The following is a 20983-nucleotide window of genomic DNA, read 5'->3' as shown; positions in this document are numbered from 1 at the left end:
CGGCACGACGGGAACGCCACCCGTCGGCGCCGGCGCCGCGCGGGCCGATTTCTGAATCACGGAGACGAAGCAACATGTGTGCAATGGCGTATACCGAATTTCAGCAGGAGTTGAGAAAGGCGCAGCTGACCGCACGAGAGTTCGCCCGGCTGATCCGGATGAACGAAAGCTCCATCACGAACTATTCCAGCAAGGGCACCGTCCCGTCCCACCTCGCGGTCATCGCGAAACTGATCGGCACGCTGGCCGCGCACGAGATCGACTTCCGGCGCGTGATCAAGCAGATGCGGATCGAGCCGAAACGGCCGCGCGGCGTCGGCGTGTTTCCCGCGGCCGACAAACCGCGCGCAAGGAAAACCGCGAAAGCCGACGCGTGAGCCGCGGCATGCGTCGAGTGCGGCACGGCTAGCCGCTCGACATTCGACGTCACCTCACGGGCACCGCGACACGCGCCGCCCGATCGTCACCCCGCCGCCCGCACGTGATCGAGCAGCGCCTGCAACGGATGGCGCAACTGCCGCGCGGACATGCGCTTCACCTGGCTGCGACATGAATACCCGGTCGCCAGCGCCTCGCCTTCCGCGTCCGGCGCAGCGACGTGCGCAGCCCACGATTGCGCATAGATCGTCTTCGACGTGTCCAGGTTGCGCGCCTCGTGCCCATAGGTGCCCGACATCCCGCAGCACCCGGTCGCCTGAACCTGCAAACGCAACCCGCGACGTGCGAACACCTGCGCCCATTGCTTGCCGCTGTCCGGCGCATTGGTCTTCTCGGTGCAGTGCGGCAGCAGCCGGTACGCACCGGACACGCTGGGCACGCCGTCCGCGCCCGCTTCCGGCAGCGCGTGCAGCAGCCATTCCTGCGGCAGCGCAACCGTCGGCACATCGCTGAGCCCCGTCACCTTCAGGTATTCCTGCCGATACGTGAGCGTCATCGCCGGATCGAGGCCGACCAGCGCGACGCCCGACCGCGCCAGCGCGGCCAGCTGCGTCGCGTTGCGAATCGCCGCCTTCTCGAATGCCTGAAGAAAGCCTTGCACATGCAGCGCCTTGCCGTTCGGCGCGAGCGGCGCGAGCCACACCTGAAAGCCCATGCGCGCCGCCAGCTCGATCAGCGTCGCCAGTTGCTCGGTATCGAAATAGCGCGTGAACGTGTCCTGCACGATGACGACGCTGCGCGCGCGCTGCGCCTCGTTCAGCGCCGCGAGCGCGTGCGGGTCGGCCGGCTTCACGCGCCATTGGCGCATCACGGCCGCGAGATCCAAGCGGCTCAGCAGCGGGCTGTCGACCATGCCGACCTGCCGCTCCAGCAGCGTGCGCACCCATCCCGCACGCATCAGCCCGTTGTACAGCGCGGGCACCCGCGCCATCCACGGCATCGTGAATTCGAGCGAGCCGATCAGGTAGTCGCGCAGCGGCCGCAGGTAGCGCTGGTGATACAGCTCGAGAAAACGCGACCGGAACTCGGGCACGTTGACCTTGACCGGGCACTGCCCGGCGCACGACTTGCACGCGAGGCACCCGGCCATCGCGTCATACACCTCGTGCGAGAAATCGGCGTCGCCGTTGCGCGCGGCGCGGCTGTTGCGCCAGCGGGCGGCAAGGCCGCTCAGGAATGGCTGCCGCGCACGCGCCGCCGCAACGACGTCGACGCCGGCCTGCCCTTGCAGGCGCAACCATTCGCGCATCAGCGACGCGCGCCCCTTCGGCGAATGCACGCGCTCGCGCGTCGCCTTCCACGACGGGCACATCGCGTCGTCCGGATCGAAGTTGTAGCACGCGCCGTTGCCGTTGCAGTGCATCGCGGTGCCGTAGCTCTGCCACACACGCTCGTCGATCTGCCGGTCGTGATCGCCGCGCGTCGGCACTTCGTCGATCTTCAGCAGCCGCATCGCGGGTTCCGGCGGCGTCGCGATCTTGCCCGGGTTGAACTGGTTATGCGGATCGAACGCGGCCTTCAGTTGCTGCAGCGACGGATACAGCTCGCCGAAAAAAGCCGGCGCATATTCGGAGCGCACGCCCTTGCCGTGCTCGCCCCACAGCAAACCGCCGTGACGCTGCGTGAGTTCGGCCACCGCATCCGACACGGGCCGCACCAGCGCGGCCTGCCGCGGATCCTTCATGTCGAGCGCCGGGCGCACATGCAGCACGCCCGCGTCAACGTGGCCGAACATCCCGTACTGCAGCCCGTGGCCGTCGAGCAGCGCGCGGAATTCCGCGATGTACGCGGCGAGGTTCTCGGGCGGCACCGCGGTATCCTCGACGAACGGCTGCGGACGCGCCTCGCCCTGCCCGTTGCCGAGCAGGCCGACCGCGCGCTTGCGCATCGCATACACGCGCTTCACCGCATCGTCGCCGGCCGCGAGCGTATGGCCCAGGCGCTCCACGCTCGTATCGGTGCGCAGATGGTCGACGAACGCACGCACGCGCGCATCGACGTCTTCCGCATCGTCGCCGCTGAACTCGATCAGGTTGATGCCGAGCGTCGGCCGCCGGTCGTCCTGAGGAAAATACTCGGCCACGCTGCTCCACACGAAGTCCTTCATCGCCAGCATCAGCACCTTCGAGTCGACCGTCTCGATCGACAGCGGCTTGTGCTCGATCAGCGCGCGCGCGTCGCGCAGCGCGTCCATGAAGCCGGCGTAGCGCACGTTGACCAGCACCGAAACCTTCGGGATCAGCAGCACGTTGAGCTTCGCCTCGACGACGAAACCGAGCGAGCCTTCGGCGCCGCACAGCACGCTGTTCAGGTTGAAGCGGCCGTCGGGTTCGCGCAGGTGCGCGAGGTCATAACCGGTCAGGCAGCGGTTGAGCTTCGGAAACTTCGCTTCGATCAGCGCAGCCTTGTCGTCGCTGATGCGCCGCGCGGTGCGGTAGACCTTGCCGATGCGGTCCTGCCGCGCACACCGGCGCTCCAGCTCGTCGTTCGCGAGCGCGTCGCTGTGCAACTGCTCGCCGCCCATCAGCACGAAATCCAGCTCGAGCACGTGGTCGCGCGTCTTGCCGTACGTGCAGCTGCCCTGCCCGCTCGCGTCGGTGTTGATCATCCCGCCGACGGTCGCGCGGTTCGACGTCGACAGCTCCGGCGCGAAAAACAGCCCGTACGGCTTCAGCGCGGCATTGAGCTGATCCTTGACGACGCCCGCCTGCACGCGCACCCAGCGCCGCTCGACGTCGATTTCGAGAATCCGGTTCATGTTGCGCGACAGGTCGACCACCACGCCGTCGGTCAGCGACTGCCCGTTGGTGCCCGTGCCGCCGCCACGCGCGGCGACTTTGACGTCGCGATGCGCGGGCTCGGCGAGCAGCGTGGCCAGCAGCCGGACGTCGTCCGCATGCGCGGGACAGATCACCGCTTGCGGCAGACGCTGATAGATCGAGTTGTCGGTGGACTGGACCGTCCGGTTCGCATGGTCCGCGTGGATTTCCCCGGCGAATCCGGCGGCCTGCAGCGCGGCGAGAAAGTCACGGTACGCGTTCGCGGGCGGGCTGGCGGGACGGGGCAACGGGGCGATCGACATGGGGTAAAAGCGGGGCAAAGGCGCAACGTGGGTGGAACCGGTGTGCTTGCCTGCGCCAAAACATGAGTTTTGAGCAAGTTTCCACGCGACCGGGAATTCCAGTATCTTTGGAATCTCCGCGAGAAACAAACGAATTCTCGCCCGGCGAATATTGCATAAAACTCATGAATTACCGTCGCCTCACACCGTCCATGTCGCTGCTGCTCGTGTTCGAGGCAGCCGCGCGACACGAAAGCTACACGCGCGCGGCCGAGGAGCTGTCGCTGAGCCAGAGCGCGATCAGCCGGCAGGTCCAGACGCTCGAGGATCAGCTCGGCGTGCCGCTGTTCCGGCGCGAAGGGCGCTCCGTGAAGCTGACGGAAGTCGGGCGCCGCTATTTCGCCGAGCTGAGCGGCGCGCTCGGGCGCATCCGCGGCGCGACCTTGCAGGCGATGTCCCATCAGGCGGGCGCCGGCACGCTGCGGCTCGCGACGTTGCCGACGTTCGGCTCGAAATGGCTGCTGCCGCACCTGCACGACTTCTACGCCGCGCATCCGGGCGTGACCGTGCACCTTCATTCGCGGATCGGCGGCATCGATTTCCTCAACGACGACCTCGACGCGGCCATTACCGTCGGCGCGGGCGACTGGCCCGGCCTGCATGCGCATCGGCTGTACAACGAGTTCCTGATCGCGATCGCGAGCCCCGAGGCGGGCAGCCGCAAGGCCGGCACACGCACGCCGGCGTGGGCTGCGAAGCAGACGCTGCTCGGCGTGACGAGCAACCAGCAGGCGTGGGCCGAATGGTTCTCGCACTATCGGCTCGACCATCGCCAGATGCGCATCGGCCCGAGCTTCGAGCTGACGTCGCACCTGATTCAGGCGGTGCGCGCCGGAATGGGAATCGGGCTGGTGCCGAAGGTGCTGGTGGAGGACGAACTGAGCCGCCACGAGCTCGTGTCGATCGGCGACGCGATTACCAGCCAGCGCAGCTATTACCTCGTCTACCCGCCGGGGAACGAAACGCTGCCGTCGCTCGTCGCGTTCCGCGAATGGCTGCTGAAGTCGTGCTGAAGCGCCGCCGGCAGCGTGCCGGTCAGGTCCGCCATTCGCCGAGAATCTGCTCGGCGAGGTAGTCGCACGGCGGCCGCGCGGACTGCGCGCTGCGCGCAAGCACGACCTCGAGCTCGCCCAGCGGCGGCAGCCCATGGCTCTCCGAAAGCTGGACGAGGTGTTCCGGAACGCAGCAGCGCGCCAGCGGCGCGACCGCGAGCCCGGCCTCGACCATGCTGAGCAGCCCGAGGTAGCTCGGGCTTTCGTACGACATCCGGAACGGAATGTGCTGCCGGTTCAGCGCCTTGATCGCGTGATCGCGCGCCATGCTGCCGCCGTGCGTGAAGAACGCCACCGGCAGCGGCCGCTCCTCCCACACGTTCCGTTTCGGCGACCCGGTCCAGACGATCGGCTCCATCCGGATCAGCTCGCCGGTCACGCCCTTGATCCGCGTGAGACACGCGAGGTCGACCGTGTTGTCCTTCAGCATCGGCACGAGCGCGCTGCTCGGCTGGCCGATCACGCGCACTTCCACGCGCGGATGCATCGCGGCGAATTTGCCGAGCACCTGCGGCAGCAGCGACGAAATGTAGTCGTCGGGCACGCCGATCGTCACGCGGCCGCGGATCTCCGGGCGCACGACCGATGCCCACGCCTCGTCGCGCATCGCCAGCATCCGGCGGCCGTATTCGGCGAGCATCCTGCCGTCGTCGGTGGCCGTCACGTTGCGCGTGTCGCGGATGAAGAGCGGCTTGCCGAGCGCGTCTTCCAGCGCCTTGATCTGCATGCTCACCGCCGACGGCGACCGGTGCACGGCCTGCGCGCCCTGCGCGAACGATCCGGATTCCGCCACGGCCACCACCATCGCCAGCACATCGAGGTCGAGCTTCTTCATCGCATTCAGAAAATCTGATCAATCGATTCAGTTTATCCCGTTTTACTGTTCTCCTCCACGGTCGGACAATCCATCCCGTCAGCACTCGTTGCAGGAAGCGGAAAACATGCATACGTCCGGATCGATCTACGGATTTCTCGTCATTGGCGGCATGCTCGCGGTCACGCCGGGGCCGAACATGGTCTACGTGATGTCGCGCTCGATCGCGCAAGGACGCACGGCCGGGCTGATCTCGCTGGCCGGCGTGATGCTCGGTTACCTGTTCTACATGTTCGGCGCGGCGTTCGGCATCACGACGCTGTTCATGAGCGTGCCCTATGCGGGCAGCATACTGGGCGCGGTAGGAGCGGTTTATCTGCTGTATCTGGCATGGCAGGCGGTCAGGCCCGGCGGCCGCTCGCCGTTCGAGGTGCAGGCACTGCCGAACGAACAGCCGCTGCGCCTGCTCGCGATGGGTGCGACGACCAGCGTGCTGAACCCGAAGCTCGCGATGCTGTTCGTGTCGCTGCTGCCGCAGTTCATCGACTACCGGAGCGGCAGCGTGTTCGGCCAGTCGCTGTTTCTCGGTTCGCTGCTGATCGCCGCGTTCATGTCCGCAAACGGGCTGGTGGCGATCTGTTCGAGCAGCATCGCGAAGTTCCTGCACGGGCGCCCGACGCTGCTGCTCGCGCAGCGCTGGGCGATGGGTCTCATCCTCGGCAGCCTCGGCGTGCAGATGGTGGTCGATGCATCGAAACTGGCGGGCGTGGCGTGAGTATCGCGCGGGCGCGGCGCGGGCCGACGAAATCGCGCGCCGCGCATCGGCCCGCATCCATCACGCCGCCACCGCCTGCCGTTGCGCCTCGAGTTCGCGCACGAGCGGCAACACACGCTGGCCGAAGTACTCGACCTCCTCGATGAAATGCAGGAACCCCGCGAGCACGAGATCGACGCCGATCGCCTTCAGCGCGACGATCCGTTCGGCAATCTGCTGCGGCGTGCCGATCAGGTTCGTGCGGAAGCCGTCGTTGTATTGCACGAGATCCTCGAACGTCGATTTCGCCCAGTTGCCCTCGCGCTCCGGCGACGCGCTGCCGGCCTGTTTCACCGCATCGCCGAACGCATGCACGGCCTCGACGTGCGCGTGCCGGATGATGTCGTCGAGCACGGCACGCGCCTCTTCCTCGGTGTCGCGTGCAATCACGAACGCGTTGACGCCGATCCGCACGCGGTGGTTGTTCGTGGCGGCCTTCGCGCGGATGTCGTCGATCTGCGCCTTCAGGTTCTCCGGCGTATTGCCGTTCGTGAAATACCAGTCCGACACGCTCGCCGCGTTGTCGCGCGCCGCGCGCGAACTGCCACCCTGGAAGATCTCCGGATGCGGTTTCTGCACCGGCTTCGGGCTCAGCGTGTAGTCGTTGAAGCGGTAGAAGTCGCCCTTGAACGTGAAGTTGTCCTGCGTCCAGATGCCCTTCAGCGCCTGGATGAATTCCTTCGAGCGCCGATAGCGCTCGTCGTGCTCGAGCCACGGCTCGCCGATCGCGGTGAACTCGCCCTTGAACCAGCCGCTCACGACGTTGATCGCGATGCGCCCGTTCGAAATATGGTCGATCGTCGCGAGCTGCTTCGCGACCACGGCCGGATGCCACGGCCCCGGCAGGATCGCGGCCAGCACCTTGAGCTTCGTCGTCGCGTGCAGCAGCGCCTGGCTGAACGACACCGACTCGTGCTGGTATTCGGCGCCGTAGCCGGCCGTGAAGCGGATCTGGCTCAGCGCGTAGTCGAAGCCGGCCGCTTCGGCCGTGCGCGCGAGCTGCTGGTTGTATTCGAGGCTCCAGTCGGTGCGCTGCTCGATCGTGCTGACGACGAGGCCGCCGCTGACGTTCGGCACCCAGTAGGCGAATTTGACGCCGTCGGCGGAAGGGTCGGTAAGGCTCATGAAGGTGTCCTGGTCGGGAGGGGAAACGGAAGCGACCTACGCGGCCGCGGCGGAAAGCGCATGCGGGCGCAGTTGCGGCACCGCGCGCTCGACGGCAAGCGCGATGCGCGCGCGCAGCGCCGGGTTCGTGATCTCATATCGATCGAAATCGCTTTCGGACGCGTACACGCCGATCGGCAGCGTGCGTGCCTGGAAGAAGCTGAACAGCGGCCGCAGCTGATGGTCGATCACGAGCGCATGACGCTCGCTGCCGCCGGTGGCGGCAAGCAGCACGGGCACGTCGACGAGTGCGTCGTGACGCACGAGGTCGAACAGGTGCTTGAACAGGCCCGTGTACGACGCGCGATACACCGGGCTCGCGACGACCAGCGCATCGGCCGTCTCGATCGCGCGGATCAGCGCTTCGAGATCGGCCGGGACCTGCGCGCGCGTCAGCGCGCCGGCCAGCCGGCCGCCGATCTCGCCGAGTTCGATCAGTCGTGTATCGATCGGCAGCGCGGCGCCGAGCGCCGCGACGATCGCGCCAGTCAGCGCCAGCGTGCGTGACGGCCGTTGCAGGCCGCCCGATATTGCGACCACGTTGAGGGTGTTGCTCATCCGATGCGTTTCCGTTGTCGAGCCGTGTATCGATGCGGCGATACCGCTTCGGGTGAGCAAGGAGCGTGCCATTCACACGCGTGTGTGTCGGGACAATCATCTGCATCACGAAATTTCACGCGATCGCCCAACCGACAACGCATTCGCCCAAATGCGCGATCGTGGTTAGCGTTCCGACGCACGTGTCACATCGATATTTCATGGCGTGATGAACCAGGCGAAGCAGTCTCGCTTGCGCGCTGCTGCTCAGGCAGCAGCGTGCCGTGCGTCATCACGTCGAATACGCTGCATAGACGGCATGACCCTCTCGCTCTCCCGCACCGTTGCACGCTGCGCGGCAATCGCACTTTGGTTATCAGAAATCGATACTTTCAGCGCGCAGCGAAACGGTGAACACTCTGCTGACCACGCAGCAGCCGGACCACGGCACCCGTCGACACGGGATCGCTTCCCTCGGCCATCCAACGGTTCACCGCCATGACATCCCATTCCGCATCGCCGCGCCCGCTCAACCTTCGCGTCGTCACCGCGCCCCGTGGCGCACACGTGTTGACGTTGCCCGCGCGTCAGGCACCGATCCGCGCCCGTGCGCAGGTATTCGTCGATCCGCGTTCGGTCGCGCTGCTCGAACGGATTCGCCTCGTCGCGCCGAGCGACGCGAACGTGCTGATCGTCGGCGAGACGGGCACCGGCAAGGAGCTGATCGCACGCCACGTGCACAGCCTCAGCCACCGCGACAGCGAGCCGTTCGTCGCCGTGAACTGCGGCGCGTTCTCCGAAACGCTGGTCGAGAGCGAGCTGTTCGGCCACGAGAAAGGCGCGTTTACAGGCGCGTTCAGCGCGAAGCCGGGCTGGTTCGAAGCCGCCAACGGCGGCACGCTGTTTCTCGACGAGATCGGCGACCTGCCGCTGTCGATGCAGGTCAAGCTGCTGCGCGTGCTGCAGGAGCGCGAGGTCGTGCGGCTCGGTTCGCGCACGGGCATACCGATCGACGTGCGCGTCGTCGCCGCTACCAACGTCGACCTGCAGCAGGCGGTCGCGACCGGGCATTTCCGCGGCGACCTGTTCTACCGGCTCAACGTCGTGCAGCTCGCGGTGCCGACGCTGCGCGAGCGGCCGGGCGACATCCTGCCGCTCGCGCGCCACTTCTTCGACGACTATCGCAGCCGCCTCGGCTACGGGCCGCGCAACATCGATCCGCGCGCCGAGCGACGGCTCGAGGCGCACAGCTGGCCCGGCAATATCCGCGAACTGGAGAACGTGATCCATCATGCGTTGCTCGTGAGCCGCCACGAGTCGCTGCAGGACACCGACCTGCACATTTCGTCGCCGTGCGTGCCGGCGGCCGGGCCACGTGCGCCGGATTTGTCCGACGGTGCGCAGGACGCGCTCGAACGCGCGCTGCGCGACCTGTTCGACGACGGGCACGGCAACCTGTTCGAACGCATCGAGGACACCGTGATGCGCGTCGCGTTCGAGTTCAGCCACCGCAACCAGATCCAGGCCGCACGGCTGCTCGGCATCAGCCGCAATGTGCTGCGCGCGCGGCTGATCCGCGCGAAGGAGATCGCGGCGACGAAGTAGCCGCATCCGGCGCGGGCCGCCGCGCCGGCACCGCACGATCGCGCCCGCGATCCGTGCAACGACGACCCGACCTGATGTATCGTGGCGCGAAGTGCAGGCCCGACCGCGCCCCGTTCACCCGTCAGGAATCGTCGCCATGAAAAAGCTTGTGAACCGCCCGTCCGATGTCGTGCGAGAAATGCTGGAAGGCATCGCACGACAATCGCCGCATCTTGCGATCCTCGGCGACGAGCACGTGCTCGTCCGCCAGCCGCTGCCCGAGCCCGCGCAGCGGCCCGTCGCGATCCTCTCCGGCGGCGGCAGCGGCCACGAGCCCGCGCACGGCGGTTACGTCGGCGAAGGGATGCTGAGCGCGGCCGTCTGCGGCGAAGTGTTCACGTCGCCGTCCACCGACGCCGTGCTCGCCGCGATCCGCGCGAGCGCCGGCCCGAACGGCGCGCTGCTGATCGTGAAGAACTACACGGGCGACCGGCTCAATTTCGGGCTCGCCGCCGAACTCGCGCGGGCGGAAGGTATTCCGGTCGAGACCGTGATCGTCGCCGACGACGTATCGCTGCGCGGCCGCGTCGAGCGCGGCCAGCGGCGCGGGATCGCCGGCACCGTGCTGATCCACAAGCTCGCCGGCGCGGCCGCCGCGCGCGGGTTGCCGCTCTCCCGCGTCGCTGCGATCGCACGCGACGCGGCGGCCGAGCTCGGCACGATGGGCGTCGCGCTCGACGGCTGCACGATCCCGGGCGCCGACAAATCAGGCTTCACCCTCGCCGACGACGAGATCGAACTCGGCCTCGGCATCCATGGCGAAAAAGGCGTCGAACGCCGCACGCCGCTGCCCGCCGACGCGCTGGTCGACACGCTGCTGTCGAGCATCGCCGCCGATCTCGTGCTCGACAGCGGCGAACGCGTCGCGCTGTTCGTCAACGGCCTCGGCGCGACGCCGGACATGGAACTCGCGATCGTGCTGCGTACCGCGTACGACAACCTGAGCCGGCGCGGCATCGTCGTCGCGCGCGCGTGGGCCGGCACGTTCCTGTCGGCGCTGAACATGCCCGGCTGCTCGATTTCGGTGCTGCGGCTGAACGACGAACGTGCGGCGCTACTCGACGCGCCGACGCAGGCGCGCGCATGGCCGGGCGGCGGCGCCGTGAATACGCGGATCCGCGTGGCCGCGGCCGATTCGCACGACGCGCCGCTGCCGCCGCTCGATGCGACCGGCCGCGCCTGGGCCGCGCGACTGCAGCCTGCGCTGCACGCGGTCGCGCAGACCTTGATCGACCACGAACAGACGCTGACCGACCTCGATGCGGCGGCCGGCGACGGCGACCTCGGCGCGAGCATGCTGCGCGCCGCGCAGGCGATCCTCGAATTGCCGGAAACCGCGTACGGCACGCCGGCCGGTGCGCTCGCGGCACTCGGCGCCGCGTTGCGCCGTGCGATTGCAGGCAGTTCGGGGCCGTTCTATGCGACCGCGCTGCTGCGCGCATCACGCCGGCTGGCCGATATCGCCGAGCCGTCGGCGCGCGACTGGGCCGCGGCGTTCCGCGGCGCGGTGGACTCGATCAGCGAACTGGGTGGCGCACACGCGGGCGACCGGACGATGCTCGATGCGCTGGTGCCGGCCGCCGATGCGTTCGACCGTGCGCTCGACCACGATCGCGATCCCGCAAGCGCATGGGCGGCGGCAGTGGAAGCCGCCGAACTGGGGGCACAGGAAACCGCGCGCATGACGCCGCGCGCGGGGCGCGCGAGTTATCTCGGCGAGCGTGCGATCGGCACGCCGGATGGTGGTGCCGTGGCGGTGTCGTACTGGTTGCGCGCGTTGCAGCCGCACGTGCGGTAAGCAGCGGCGCGGGCGATGCGGGCCGGCCAGGCCGCCCGCATCAATCAGCCTGCCGTGCGCGTGGCCGTCCGACCCGGCAACAGCGCGGCGGCAACCGCGGCCGCGCCGAAACTCGCGAGCCAGCACCAGTAGCCGATCGCATCGAGATGCACCGGTTCGACGTCCCCGGCTTCGTTGACGAGGATCTGATGCTGCGTCAGGAAGCTCATCCCGAACAGCAGTGCCAGCACCGCGAGCACGATCGCCTGCGTGCGATACCGCTTCACCGTCAGCCACCACGCCGCAAGCACGAGCGGATTCGCGAGCCACGCGTAGATGCCGGCGAGCACGCCCATCCAGCCCGTCAGCAGCACCTGCCAGCCGTCGGCCCACGGATGCGGTTGCGGCGCGCCCGTGCGGAACGGTGCGGTGAACATCGCGACCAGATAGAGCAGCACGCTGATCGCCAGCAACGACGTGGCCGCGCGGCCCATCGGCGGGCGGCCCGATTCAGGAGCCGACGTCGTCGTGTTCATGACGCGTCACGCGTTGCGTTCAAACGCCCTCGACCAGCACCGCGCGATAGCGTGAGCCCTTGAAGCGGTGCTGGACGACGGCCTGGTATTCGGGGCCGTGGTACCACGCGTGCGCAGCTTCCTTCGACGGAAACTCGACGATCACGACACCCTCCGGCCCTTCGCCTTCCAGCGTTTCCTGCGGGCCATAGGCGGCGAGCACCTTGACCGGATGACCAGCAAGTGTCGCGCCGACCTTGCTCTGGTAGAGATCGAGTTCTTGCTGGTCCTGCGTGCTTTCTCGCGTAAAGACGATGTAGGTTGCCAAGATACGTACCTCTTGTGCGATGGGTGGGAGATCGGACGCACGCTGCCGTTCCGCCGGCTGCATGTGCCGTCCCGGGCGTGGCGGTGTGCCGCGCGCCGGTCGTGACGATTATAGGTGCCCTCCGGCGATTGCGCCGGCCGCCTATCCGCGCAGGATGCGCTGCGCCTTCAGGATCACCGGCGCGTCGACCATCTTCCCGTCGAGCGCGACCGCCGCGCCGCCGCTCGCGTCGACGGCTTCGAGCACGCGACGCGCCCACACCCGCTCCGCATCGGTCCATGCATACGCGCGATGCACCGCATCGAGCTGCTTCGGATGAATGCACAGCTTGCCGCCGAAGCCGAAGCGCCGCGCGTAGCGCGCATGCCGCTCGATCGCGTCGGCATCGTCGATGACTGTCGACACGCCGTCGACCGGCGGTGCGATACCGGCGAGCCGCGAAGCCAGCACGATCCGCGAGCGAAACGCGTTCAACTCTTCCCCGTCGCCGTCGATCCCGAGGTCGACCTGAAAATCGAGCGTGCCGAAGGCCACGCGCACGACCCGCGGCGACGTACAGACTTCATCGAGCCCGGCAATGCCGGCCGCCGTCTCGACGATCGGCAGCAGTTCGAGCGCGCGATGCGCGTGCGCAAGCACCGCATCGATCTGCACGCGCGCGTCGCACTTCGGCAGCATCACGCCGGCCGCGCCCGGATGCGCGGCGATCGCCGCGACGTCATCGGCGAACCAGGCGGTGTCGGCCGCATTCACGCGCACCCACACGGGCCGCGTGGCATCGAGATGCGCGACGACCGCATCGCGCGCCGCCGGCTTGCCGTCCGGCGGCACCGCATCCTCGAGATCGACGATCACCGCGTCGGCGCCGGCCGCACGCGCCTTCTCGAAGCGCTCCGGGCGATTGCCGGGAACGAACAGCCACGAACGGGCGGATGCGGCCGTCATGCCGAACCCTCCGGAAACAGCGTGCCGAGCGCGTCGCGCGACGCAACCTGCCACGCGTCGGCCACGAGCCGCTCGACCTCGCCGGCCGATGCGGCGCCCGAGAACGCGGCGAGCGTGCGCACCTTCCGCGCGATCTCGTCGCGCGACAGCGTATTGCCGGGATCGCCCTTCGGCTCGTCGACACGGCCCGCGAACGTGCGGCCGTCGCGCGTCGTCACCGTCACCTTGCCGATCCAGCGCGCCGGATACGCGCGATCGACCTCATCGTCGAACGCCATCGACACGCGATCACGAAACGCAGTGACATGCGCGGCAGCGTACTCGCGCTCGAATTCGTCGACACCGGCGTGCCCGTGCCACGCGGCCAGCGCGAGCACGGTGCCCATGTTGAACTTCGCTTGATGCACGGTGCTCGGCACCGTGACCGCGCCGAGCACGTCGATCGCCCCCTGGTGCACGTGCGTGACGACCGCTTCGATGTCGATCGCGGCGAGCCGCTCGCGCGCCATCACCGCGAGCAGCGCATCGGCGGCCGGATGCGTGTGGCGGCACGACGCGTGATACTTGAACGACGTTTCCGCCGTCGCCCAGCGTTCGCCGAGCCGGTCGGTCAGCCGCGCGGGGTCGGCATCGGTCGACATCCCGGCCGCCATCCCCTGCACGCCTTCGAGAATCCGCGTCGCGCCGCGAAACCCGTCGTGCGCGAGTTCGGCCGCCATCAGCCCGTTCGCGGCGGCCATCGCCGTATGGAGCTGCTTCGAATCGGCCGCGTCGCGCAGGAATTCCCACAGCCCGCTCGCCTGCGTGCCGGCCGATCCGAACGCGTCGAGCATCCGTTCTGGCGACAACCCGAGCAGCCGCCCGGCCGTCGCGGCCGCCGCCACCGTGCCTGCGGTGCCGGTCGTATGGAACACCTTGTAGTGCGAACGCCCGAGAAACTCGCCGACGCGGATGCCGACTTCATACCCGGCAACCGCCGCCTCGATGAATGCGCGCCCGCTCGCGCCGCGTGCCTGCGCAAGCGCGAGCGCCACCGGAAACACGACGGTCGCCGGATGGAACACCGAACCGTTGTGCACGTCGTCCTGCTCGGCGAAATGCGACGCCGCGCCGTTCATCATCGCCGCGAAATACGGCGTCGCACGCGTGCGGTCGATCAGCACGTCGGCCGTGCCGGGCCCGCCCGGCGAGCCGCCCGCGCGGCGCGCGAACGCGGCGATCGTCTCGACCGGGCGCGCGCCCTTGCCGGCCAGCGCGGAGCCGAGCCAGTCGACATAGAGATTGATCGTGCGCGTGACGACGTCGGCCGGAATCGCGTCGAAGCGCAGTTGCGACGCGAAGGTCGCGAGCGTGAGGCCGGGAGCGGCCAATGTATTCGTCATCATGGGTCGTCGAAGCGAAATCAGATCGTGCCGTTCGCGCGCAGCGCATCGATATGTGCGCGGTCGTAGCCGAGTTCGGCGAGGATCGCGTCGGTGTGCTGGCCGAGCGCCGGCACCGCGTCCATCCGCGGCTCGACACCGTCGGGCAGCCCGGGCGGCAGCAGCGCGGGCATCGGGCCGGCCGCCGTGTCGACACTGCGCCAGCGTTCGCGTGCCTTCAGTTGCGGGTGCTGCCACACATCGTCGAGCGTGTTCATCTGCGCGTTCGCGATGCCGGCCGCATCGAGCCGCTGCATCACGTCCGCGGCCGTCAGCGTCGAGAATGCGTCGACGATCAGCGCATGCACCGCATCGCGCGCCGCATGGCGTTTCGAATTCGCGTTGAAGCGCGGATCGTCGGCGAGCGCGGGCTGGCGCAGCACCTGTTCGCAGAACAGCTTCCATTCGCGTTCGTTCTGCAGCCCGAGCATCACGGTCTTGCCGTCGCCGGCCGGGAACGGGCCGTACGGGCAGATCGTCGCGTGCGACGCGCCCGACGGCGCGGGCGGGCTCTGCCCGTCGATCGCGTAGTAAAGCGGGTAGCCCATCCACTCGACCATGCTCTCCAGCATCGACACGTCGATCCGGCATCCTTCGCCGGTGCGGCCGCGCATCAGCAGCGCGCTCAGGATGTTCGTGTATGCATACATGCCGGCCGCGATGTCCGCGATCGAGCAGCCGGCCTTCGCCGGTTGCCCGGGCGTGCCCGTGATCGACAGGAACCCGGCTTCGCTCTGGATCAGCAGGTCGTAGGCCTTGCGGTCGCGATACGGACCGTCGTCGCCGTAGCCCGAGATGTCGCACACGATCAGGCGCGGATGCGTGTCCTTCAGCGCGTCGTAACCGAGGCCGAGGCGTTCGGCCGCGCCGGGCGCGAGATTCTGCACGAGCACGTCGGCATCCGCGAGCAGCGCATTCAGCACGGCGGCCGCGTCGGGCTGCTTGACGTCGAGCGTCAGGCTCTCCTTCGAGCGGTTCACCCAGACGAAATGCGACGACAATCCATGTGCGCGTTCGTCGTAGCCGCGCGCGAAGTCGCCGCTGCCGGGCCGTTCGATCTTGATCACGCGCGCGCCGAGATCGGCGAGCTGGCGCGTGCAGAACGGCGCCGCGATCGCATGTTCGAGCGTGATCACCTTGATGCCGTCGAGGGGTCTCATCGTCGGCCTCCGTCAGAACGAGCGCGGCAGGTCGAGGATATGCTCCGCGACGTAGGCCAGGATCAGGTTGGTCGAGATCGGCGCGACCTGGTACAGCCGCGTCTCGCGGAACTTGCGCTCGACGTCGTATTCGCACGCGAAACCGAAACCGCCATGAAACTGCAGGCACGCATTCGCGGCTTCCCACGACGCGTCGGCCGCGAGCAGCTTCGCCATGTTCGCCTGCGCGCCGCACGGTTCGTGCGTATCGAACCGGCGCGCGGCGTCGAAGCGCATCAGGCTCGCGGCCTCGACGTTCACGAACGCGCGCGCGATCGGAAACTGCACGCCCTGGTTCTGCCCGATCGGGCGGCCGAACACGACACGCTCCTTCACGTACTGCGACACCTTGTCGATGAACCAGTAGCCGTCGCCGACGCATTCGGCCGCGATCAGCGTGCGCTCCGCGTTCAATCCATCGAGGATGTACCGGAAGCCCTGCCCTTCCTCGCCGATCAGGTTCTCGGCGGGAATCTCGAGGTTGTCGAAGAACAGCTCGTTGGTCTCGTGATTGACCATGTTCGGAATCGGCTGCACCGTCAGCCCGCGGCCGATGGCCTCGCGCAGATCGACGACGAAGATCGACATCCCTTCCGATTTCTTCTTCACGTCGGCGAGCGGCGTCGTGCGCGCAAGCAGGATCATCAGGTCCGAATGCTGCACGCGCGAGATCCACACCTTCTGCCCGTTGATCACGTAACGATCGCCGCGTTTCTCGGCGGTCGTCTTGATCTTCGTCGTGTCGGTGCCGGTGGTCGGCTCGGTCACGCCCATCGACTGCAGGCGCAGTTCGCCGCTCGCGATCTTCGGCAGGTATGCGCGCTTCTGTTCAGCCGAGCCGTGGCGCAGCAGCGTGCCCATGTTGTACATCTGCCCGTGGCACGCGCCGGAGTTGCCGCCCGAACGGTTGATCTCCTCCATGATGATCGATGCCTCGGTGAGCCCGAGGCCCGAGCCGCCGTATTCCTGCGGAATCAGCGCGGCGAGCCAGCCGGCCTTCGTCAGTGCGTCGACGAACGCGTCCGGGTAATCGCGCGCTTCGTCGATCTTGCGGAAATACTCGCCGGGAAACTGGCTGCACAGGTCGCGCACTGCTTCGCGGATGTCCTGGTATTGATCTTGTTGCGTCGTCTGCATGGTCCGTCGTCGAAGAATGGAAAGGAACGCGAGGCGTGTGTCACGCAAGGGTCGCGGTGGCCTGCATCGTCAGCCAGCCGTCGCGATCCTTCGCCCAGAGCTCGATCGTGCCGCCGTCGTCCGACGGCTTGCCGCACAGCGTGAACGGCTGCCCGTCGAAGGTCGGGCGCACCGCGCGAAACGCGAAGCTCGCGAGTGTCGCGTCGGGCCGTTCGCGGTGCACAAGATCGACCAGCAGCGTCGCGATCAGCGGGCCGTGCACGACGAGCCCTGGATAACCCTCCTCCTGCGTCACGTAGCTGCGGTCGTAATGAATGCGGTGACCGTTGAACGTCAGCGCCGAATAGCGGAACAGCATCACCGCGTCGGCAGTGACGGTGCGCGTCCACGTCTCGCCCGTGGGCGCCGCGACCGGCTTCGGCGCCGGTGTGCCCGGCTGCGGCGCATCGCGATAGACGATGTCGTGCTCCTCCTCGACGCACAGCGCGCCGTCACACTCGATCCGGTGCTGCACCGTCACGAACACGAGCCGGCCGCTGCGGCCCGTCTTGTCCTCGATATTCGCGATCGTCGATTCGCGCGTCGCGCGCCGCCCCGCGCGCAGCGGCGCATGGAACGTCAGCCGGCCGCCGGCCCACATGCGGCGCGGCAGCGGCACGGGCGGCAGGAAGCCGCCGCGCTTCGGGTGGCCGTCGGGGCCGACTTCGGCCAGCGGCGCGACGGGCAGGAAGTAGAGCCAGTGCCACATCGGCGGCACGACGTCGCCGGGCGATGGGCGGTCGAGCGTGGCGGCCAGCGCGTTCAGCGGGAACGCGGTGATGTCGTCGCCGAGCGTTTCGGTCTTGCCGAGCCACGCGTCGAGCGACGCGGCGGCGGTGGGTTGCGAGGATGAGGTCGACACGTGCGGAGTCTCCGGTGCGCTTGCAATGTCCCCAATATGCACGCCGCGCGCCGTTTCGCGAAGTCGGCTTTCCCGAACCGGGGCTTCGAATTTGCTTAACTGGCACGCGCTGCCCGGCCGGACGGATCTCGTCTGACCATTCAATATAGTCGCCGCGCCGGCCGCGCGCGGTTCGCACACGCCAACCTTACAGTTTGACCATCGCCGGCACGCCGCCTAAATTGCTTCAGACGGGCCGGCCGCGCCGCGTGCGACGTGTCATCCGGGTGACAAAAACCGATAGTTTGCTATCGAATTGTTTTGCCCCTATCATCTCGCCCATGACCAATCTGCACGACCTCCGCCTCGCCGTCAGCAGCCTGCTCGTGCTGTCCGCGCGCAAGTGGCGCCGCACCAGTGACGGCGTGCTGAACGCGTACAACGTGTCCGAAGCCTGCGCGACGCCTCTCCTGATCGCCGGCCGCCTCGGCGAAGGCGTGCGGCAAGGCGCGCTCGCCGAACACGTCGGCATCGAAGGGCCGTCGCTCGTGCGCCTGCTCGACCAGCTGTGCGCGGCCGGCCTGGCGCGCCGCGACGAGGATCCACACGACCGCCGCGCGAAAACGATCTCGCTGACGGCCGCCGGCCGCGCGGTCACCGCGAAGATGGAGGAAGACCTGCGCACGCTGCGCGCGCAGGTGCTCAAGGGCGTCTCGCGCGCCGATCTCGAAGCGACGCTGCGCGTACTCGACGCGTTCAACGCGTCCGAATCGCACGCGCCCGCGGCGGGCGCGCCCCACACGGGTCACACTGCGTCATGACTTACCCGAGCATTCGCGACTGGCTGTTCTCGGGCAAGACGTTTGCCGCGTCCATGCTGGCGCTGTACCTCGGCCTGTATTTCCAGCTGCCGCGCCCGTACTGGGCGATGGCGAGCGTCTACATCGTGTCGAACCCGTTCGTCGGCGCGACGCGCTCGAAGGCGCTGTATCGCGCGCTCGGCACCGCGCTCGGCGCGGCCGCGGCGATCCTGTTCGTGCCGCCGTTCGTCGAGACGCCGCTGCTGTTCGCCATCATCGTCGCAACCTGGTGCGGCACGCTGCTCTATCTCGCGATCTCCGACCGCACCGCGCGCAGCTACGTGTTCATGCTCGCCGGCTATACGATGCCGCTGGTCGCGCTGCCGACCGTGACCGATCCGTCCACGATCTTCGACGTCGCGATCGCGCGCACCGAGGAAATCGTGCTCGGCATCGTGTGCGCGAGCGTGGTCGGCAGCGCCATCTTCCCGAACCGGCTCGCGCCGATGCTGATCGAACGCACCGACGCGTGGTTCAAGGACGCCGCGTTCTACGGCCGCGAAACGCTGTCCGGGCAGATCGCCGGCAAGGCGCTGTCCGCGTGCCGGCAGCGCCTCGCTGCGACCATCACCGGCCTCGAATTCCTGCTGAGCCAGCTGGGCTACGACCATGCGCATCCGCGCATCCTCGCGCGCGCGCAGGCGCTCGCGGGCCGGATGCAGCTGTTCCTGCCGCTGATGTCGTCGCTCGCCGATCCGCTGATCGCGCTGATGCGCGACCTGCACGTGCGCCCGCCCGCGCTCGACGCGCTGCTGGCGGACGCCGCGAAGTGGTTCGATGCGCCGCTGCCGGCCGTGAAATCCGGCACCGAAGGCGACATGGCCCACGATCCGGTCGCGGACAACCTGCGCGAACGCATTGCCGCGCTGCAGCCGCCCGACAGCGCGCTGGCGAGCTGGGACGGCGCGCTGCTGTCGAATGCGCTGTGGCGGCTGCGCCAGGTGATCGACATCTGGCAGGACTGCCGCTCGCTGCGCGCGCTGATCGCGAACGAGTCGGGCATCTGGCAGCCGCGCTACCGGCACTGGCGGCTCGGCGGCACCGAGCGCTTCTTCGATCGCGGGATGATGCTGTTCTCGACGCTGACCGTCATGCTCGCGATCGTGTTCGCGTGCTGGCTGTGGATCTCGTCCGGCTGGCACGACGGCGCGGCTGCCGTCACGCTCGTGGCCGTATCGTGCAGCTTCTTCGCCGCGCTCGACGAACCGGCGCCGCTGGTGTTCAAGTTCTTCCTCGCGACGACCGCGAGCGTCGTGTTCGCGGGCCTGTACCTGTTCGTCGTGCTGCCGCACGTGCACGATTTCGCGATGCTCGTGCTGATGTTCGCGGGCCCGTTCATCCTGATCGGCACGCTGCTGCCGCGCCCGCAGTTCAACATGGTGACGATGCTCGTCGCGGTGAACACGGCCACCTTCATCAGCATCCAGAGCGCGTACGAGGCCGACTTCTTCGTGTTCCTGAACAGCAACCTTGCAGGCGTCGCCGGGCTGCTGTTCGCCTATGTGTGGACCCGTGCGACGCGGCCGTTCGGCGCGGAACTCGCGGTGCGGCGCCTGCTGCGCTCGGGCTGGGAGGACGTCGCGCGCTCCGCGTCGACGCAGCCGCTCGACGACCAGCGCAACCACGCATCGCGGATGCTCGACCGCGTCACGCAGTTGCTGCCGCGCCTCGGTGCGTCCGACGACCACCGCCACCCGTCGATCGAAAGCTTCCGCGACCTGCGTATCGCACTCAACGCGCTCGACCTGCGCCGCTCACGCCGCCGGCTGTCGGGCGACGTGCCCGACGCGATCGACCGCGTGCTGGCCGGCGTGACCGACCACTACGCACGCTGCGCGGCCGCGAACGCGCGCCAGCCCGCGCCGCCGGCGCTGCTCGCGACGATCGACGACGCGCTGCACCGCGTGGCCGGCCGCACCCTGCCGCGCGCCGCGCCGGCCGACGACGGCACGACGCCCGCGGCACCGGCCACGCCCGCGACGCACCGCCGGCTGCGCGACACGCTGCACGCGCTCGTCGGCCTGCGCCTGTCGCTGTATCCGGCCTCGGCCGGGCAAGCGCCGCAGGCGCCGGACGGAGCACGCGCATGACCCGGCTTCCCAACCTGTCTTTCCGACCGCGACCATGATCGGCGAAATCGACATCTTCGGCGTGTTCGTGCCGGCTCCGCTCGTGCTGATGCTGATCGCGTACCTGATCAACATCGTCGTGCGCGCGCTGCTCGAACGCGTCGGCTTCTACCGCCTCGTCTGGCACCGTTCGATCTTCGACCTCGGCATCTATGTGTTCGTGCTTGCCGCCGTCGTGATCGTTTCCCACCATCTCGTGGCTACCTAA

The 20983-nt window shown here is 68.3% G+C and carries 19 protein-coding genes; 8 read left to right on the top strand and 11 right to left on the bottom strand.

Annotated features, from left to right (window positions below; translation table 11 throughout):
- The first annotated feature begins 74 nt into the window (after positions 1 to 74).
- A complete protein-coding gene (locus H3H55_RS32615) occupies positions 75 to 377 on the top strand; it encodes a hypothetical protein (protein WP_048242522.1) in 303 nt (100 codons plus the stop codon).
- Positions 378 to 463: 86 nt separating this feature from the next.
- Here the strand turns inward: H3H55_RS32615 and H3H55_RS32610 are convergent, their stop codons facing one another.
- Entirely contained in the window at positions 464 to 3520 is a 3057-nt protein-coding gene (locus tag H3H55_RS32610) for an FAD-binding and (Fe-S)-binding domain-containing protein (protein ID WP_193102330.1), read from the bottom strand.
- A gap of 164 nt (positions 3521 to 3684) precedes the next feature.
- Between H3H55_RS32610 and H3H55_RS32605 the strand changes: the two genes are divergently transcribed.
- Positions 3685 to 4572, top strand: coding sequence for a LysR substrate-binding domain-containing protein (locus H3H55_RS32605; protein ID WP_193102328.1), 888 nt, complete (start codon positions 3685 to 3687; stop codon positions 4570 to 4572).
- Between the two features lie 22 nt (positions 4573 to 4594).
- Here the strand turns inward: H3H55_RS32605 and H3H55_RS32600 are convergent, their stop codons facing one another.
- Positions 4595 to 5446, bottom strand: coding sequence for a LysR substrate-binding domain-containing protein (locus H3H55_RS32600; protein WP_129517594.1), 852 nt, complete (start codon positions 5444 to 5446; stop codon positions 4595 to 4597).
- Positions 5447 to 5552: 106 nt separating this feature from the next.
- On the opposite strand from H3H55_RS32600, the gene H3H55_RS32595 reads away from it, so the two are divergent.
- Complete coding sequence (locus H3H55_RS32595) at positions 5553 to 6200, top strand: LysE family translocator (protein WP_129517593.1); 648 nt, start codon at positions 5553 to 5555, stop codon at positions 6198 to 6200.
- 60 nt (positions 6201 to 6260) lie between these two features.
- On the opposite strand, the gene sfnG is transcribed toward H3H55_RS32595, so the two are convergent.
- Together sfnG and msuE are read right to left on the bottom strand one after the other, a co-directional pair.
- Positions 6261 to 7364 (bottom strand): dimethylsulfone monooxygenase SfnG, encoded by a 1104-nt coding sequence (gene sfnG, locus H3H55_RS32590; RefSeq protein ID WP_193102326.1) that lies wholly within the window; start codon positions 7362 to 7364, stop codon positions 6261 to 6263.
- Between the two features lie 36 nt (positions 7365 to 7400).
- Positions 7401 to 7961: an FMN reductase gene (gene msuE, locus H3H55_RS32585; RefSeq protein WP_193102324.1), complete on the bottom strand. Its 561-nt coding sequence runs from the start codon at positions 7959 to 7961 to the stop codon at positions 7401 to 7403.
- A 477-nt stretch (positions 7962 to 8438) separates the two neighbouring features.
- Between msuE and H3H55_RS32580 the strand changes: the two genes are divergently transcribed.
- On the top strand, positions 8439 to 9545 hold the full coding sequence (locus tag H3H55_RS32580) for a sigma-54 interaction domain-containing protein (RefSeq protein ID WP_193102322.1): 1107 nt from the start codon (positions 8439 to 8441) through the stop codon (positions 9543 to 9545).
- Positions 9546 to 9681: 136 nt separating this feature from the next.
- Positions 9682 to 11382 carry a dihydroxyacetone kinase family protein gene (locus tag H3H55_RS32575; RefSeq protein WP_193102320.1) on the top strand — a complete coding sequence of 567 codons (1701 nt, stop codon included), beginning with the start codon at positions 9682 to 9684 and terminating at the stop codon, positions 11380 to 11382.
- Positions 11383 to 11426: 44 nt separating this feature from the next.
- Here the strand turns inward: H3H55_RS32575 and H3H55_RS32570 are convergent, their stop codons facing one another.
- The 7 genes from H3H55_RS32570 to H3H55_RS32540 all read right to left on the bottom strand — a co-directional run bounded on the left by H3H55_RS32570 (position 11427) and on the right by H3H55_RS32540 (position 17807).
- Complete coding sequence (locus H3H55_RS32570) at positions 11427 to 11897, bottom strand: hypothetical protein (protein ID WP_193102318.1); 471 nt, start codon at positions 11895 to 11897, stop codon at positions 11427 to 11429.
- A 19-nt stretch (positions 11898 to 11916) separates the two neighbouring features.
- The gene (locus H3H55_RS32565; protein ID WP_129517587.1) at positions 11917 to 12204 is read right to left on the bottom strand and encodes a DUF1330 domain-containing protein; all 288 of its coding nucleotides are present in this window, start codon (positions 12202 to 12204) and stop codon (positions 11917 to 11919) included.
- A 141-nt stretch (positions 12205 to 12345) separates the two neighbouring features.
- Entirely contained in the window at positions 12346 to 13149 is an 804-nt protein-coding gene (locus tag H3H55_RS32560; protein WP_193102316.1) for an HpcH/HpaI aldolase/citrate lyase family protein, read from the bottom strand.
- Complete coding sequence (locus tag H3H55_RS32555) at positions 13146 to 14531, bottom strand: MmgE/PrpD family protein (protein ID WP_226800657.1); 1386 nt, start codon at positions 14529 to 14531, stop codon at positions 13146 to 13148. The genes H3H55_RS32560 and H3H55_RS32555 overlap by 4 nt, the downstream gene beginning before the upstream one ends.
- Positions 14532 to 14551: 20 nt before the next feature.
- Complete coding sequence (locus H3H55_RS32550) at positions 14552 to 15730, bottom strand: CaiB/BaiF CoA transferase family protein (RefSeq protein ID WP_193102312.1); 1179 nt, start codon at positions 15728 to 15730, stop codon at positions 14552 to 14554.
- A gap of 12 nt (positions 15731 to 15742) precedes the next feature.
- Positions 15743 to 16906 carry an acyl-CoA dehydrogenase family protein gene (locus H3H55_RS32545; RefSeq protein WP_193102310.1) on the bottom strand — a complete coding sequence of 388 codons (1164 nt, stop codon included), beginning with the start codon at positions 16904 to 16906 and terminating at the stop codon, positions 15743 to 15745.
- 40 nt (positions 16907 to 16946) lie between these two features.
- Entirely contained in the window at positions 16947 to 17807 is an 861-nt protein-coding gene (locus tag H3H55_RS32540; protein WP_193102308.1) for a MaoC family dehydratase N-terminal domain-containing protein, read from the bottom strand.
- A 320-nt stretch (positions 17808 to 18127) separates the two neighbouring features.
- Here H3H55_RS32540 and H3H55_RS32535 point away from each other — a divergent pair, with 320 nt between their 5' ends.
- The 3 genes from H3H55_RS32535 to H3H55_RS32525 are packed head-to-tail and all read left to right on the top strand — an operon-like array spanning position 18128 to position 20983.
- Complete coding sequence (locus tag H3H55_RS32535) at positions 18128 to 18607, top strand: MarR family winged helix-turn-helix transcriptional regulator (RefSeq protein ID WP_193102307.1); 480 nt, start codon at positions 18128 to 18130, stop codon at positions 18605 to 18607.
- A complete protein-coding gene (locus tag H3H55_RS32530; protein WP_193102306.1) occupies positions 18604 to 20736 on the top strand; it encodes an FUSC family protein in 2133 nt (710 codons plus the stop codon). The genes H3H55_RS32535 and H3H55_RS32530 overlap by 4 nt, the downstream gene beginning before the upstream one ends.
- 34 nt (positions 20737 to 20770) lie before the next feature.
- Positions 20771 to 20983 carry a DUF1656 domain-containing protein gene (locus tag H3H55_RS32525; protein WP_193102305.1) on the top strand — a complete coding sequence of 71 codons (213 nt, stop codon included), beginning with the start codon at positions 20771 to 20773 and terminating at the stop codon, positions 20981 to 20983.

It is taken from the genome of Burkholderia sp. Z1, assembly GCF_014893795.1.
In the GTDB taxonomy this organism is placed as follows: domain Bacteria; phylum Pseudomonadota; class Gammaproteobacteria; order Burkholderiales; family Burkholderiaceae; genus Burkholderia; species Burkholderia theae.
The sequence above is the reverse complement of the archived record's forward strand: the minus strand, read 5'-3'. Positions and strand labels throughout refer to the sequence as shown.